Source organism: Ideonella sp. P3_A4, assembly GCF_056403075.1.
Window position 1 is genome coordinate 1 of sequence record NZ_JBFUGE010001012.1, and the last position, 1,481, is coordinate 1,481.

The 1,481-nt window shown below is 58.2% G+C and carries 1 protein-coding gene; it reads left to right on the forward strand.

The features are described 5' to 3' along the window. Window positions 1-236 precede the first annotated feature (236 nt). The gene (locus tag AC1DYI_RS35365; RefSeq protein WP_477208766.1) at window positions 237-950 is read left to right on the forward strand and encodes a hypothetical protein; all 714 of its coding nucleotides are present in this window, start codon (window positions 237-239) and stop codon (window positions 948-950) included. Window positions 951-1,481 lie beyond the last annotated feature (531 nt).

Sequence of the window (1,481 nt, forward strand, 5' to 3'; positions counted from 1 at the left end):
CAGTTGCGACGCTCGCTTGAAGTCGGTGTCGTACATGTTTCAGCTGGCGCCAGGAAGTCGGGAGACGGGTGTAGTGCAGATACTGGGTCTTCAAACCACGGCTAACTTCTCAGTCCAAAATTCGGCCTCTTCGCCAGCTCGATAAAATCTCTCCCGCCCGAAACGGTGACGGCTAACCCCTCCGTCAAGGGGACGTCCCGCAAGCGGGCCGCCCCTTACGTCGAACGTTAGAGGACATGAGTCTCTCCCTCATCCGAAAGAAGGCGCTCGCTGGCTCACTGGAAGTCGAGCATCTTTTGCGCGAGGCAAAACTGGCAACTCCTGGCTTGGGTGAGTTGCTCGTCAAGTTGTCCACTGAGTTGGAGTGGCCTTCGGATGGTCAGCTTCCTGATGGAAGCCGCGTAGTCCCACTGGCGAGGTGGGCCAGCGTAGTCTCGGCCTATTCGAACGCGGGCTTCCCCGGCCTCTCGCAGTTCGCCGTTGATCCGTCATTTGCACCCTTTGTTCTCGGCGTGCTAGAGGAACTGAAAACCACCGAGGCTCTTGCCTTCCTGCTCACGTCCTATGCCGAAACGCTGGCAGAGCCGTCTCGCCGCATCGAAACCGCCAGTCGCGTCGCATCAGCACTCAATCTCATGTTGTCCTTTCGGCCTGCCACGCCAGTTCAAGAAGCTCAATCGGCAACTATCCAGGCCTTTCTCATGAAGCTTCATCCTCTGGCAAGAAGTGAAGCCGAGCGGGCAACGGCCTTGTTGGCCTTGCGAGGCGTCGGTGCAAGTGATGCCATTGCGTTTGTGACGTCATTGCCACCTCTCTCGGAGCCTTGGGCAGATGTGCCCTCAACGGTTGTTCGTGCGATTCAGAAGCGTCTTTGCGCGCTGTCCTCTAACCCCTCCGTCAAGGGGACGTCTTGCGCCAGGGCGCAAGCCGCCCCTTACGTCGAACGTTAAGCCACATGCAAACAGCCCAACATTGCCCTCGCTGCGGTTTGGCCTTGGTAGTTGAGGAACTGGGAGACCTTGTCACGTCGCAGTGCCCGGCCTGCGGCTGGCAAGAACAGGTCATGGTTGCACGTGTTTTCCCGGAAATGCAGCGCGCTACCTCTGCAACGGTCCACGTAAGGGCCAGGCGTTCAGTTCCGGCAGCGGCACTCGCTACCCTGCGAAACCTCTCAGCTAGAGTACGCAAAGTCCCGCTTAGTCATCTTCAGGAACAGTTGTGCTCCGTCCAGGGCATCTCCCTTGGACCTCAGGCAGCTTACCGAGCCAGAGAGCTGCAAATCACATTGGAAAATCTTGGTTTTGAGGTTACCTGTGTTCCGCAAGACAATGTGGCCTAACCCCTCCGTCAAGGGGACGTCCACAAGCGGGCTTCACCCACTTGCGGCCGCCCCTTACGTCGAACGTTAGGGCGCTTGAAATGCATACCCTTTCCGCACGAGCCTCGCTACTTACCAAGCTGTTCGCTATGCTGTGCATGGC

Excerpts from the sequence above, each read along its gene's own strand:
- AC1DYI_RS35365 (WP_477208766.1), top strand. The coding sequence starts at position 237 with ATGAGTCTCTCCCTCATCCGAAAGAAGGCGCTCGCTGGCTCACTGGAA.